This window comes from Idiomarina sp. UBA4206 (assembly GCF_002383015.1).
In the GTDB taxonomy this organism is placed as follows: Bacteria; Pseudomonadota; Gammaproteobacteria; order Enterobacterales; family Alteromonadaceae; genus Idiomarina; species Idiomarina abyssalis.
The window spans coordinates 28,686-28,936 of the sequence record NZ_DFTS01000036.1 but is presented as its reverse complement, the minus strand read 5'-3'; the positions used below and the strand labels follow the sequence as shown (position 1 = coordinate 28,936).

1 protein-coding gene is annotated in these 251 nt (G+C 49.8%); it reads right to left on the bottom strand.

The annotated features are described in order from the left end of the window. On the bottom strand, positions 1-251 hold a 251-nt coding region (locus tag B3180_RS07455), incomplete at both ends, for a class I tRNA ligase family protein (protein ID WP_414654040.1).

Here is a 251-nt window from a genome sequence, read left to right as displayed (position 1 = left end):
CGCTTCATGTCCCAGTTGATATCGCGCCCAGTCGATGCAAGTGCTGTTAATGTAAAGCGCAGTGCATCGGTTCCGTGGGCGGTAATGCCTTCAGGAAACTCTTTGCGGGTGCGTTTTTCAATTTTCTCACGCATTTTCGGCTGCATCATATTGGCTGTGCGTTTAGCCACCAGCTCGTCAGCGCTAATGCCGTCAATCATGTCCAGCGGATCTAACACGTTACCTTTAGACTTAGACATTTTCTGGCCTTC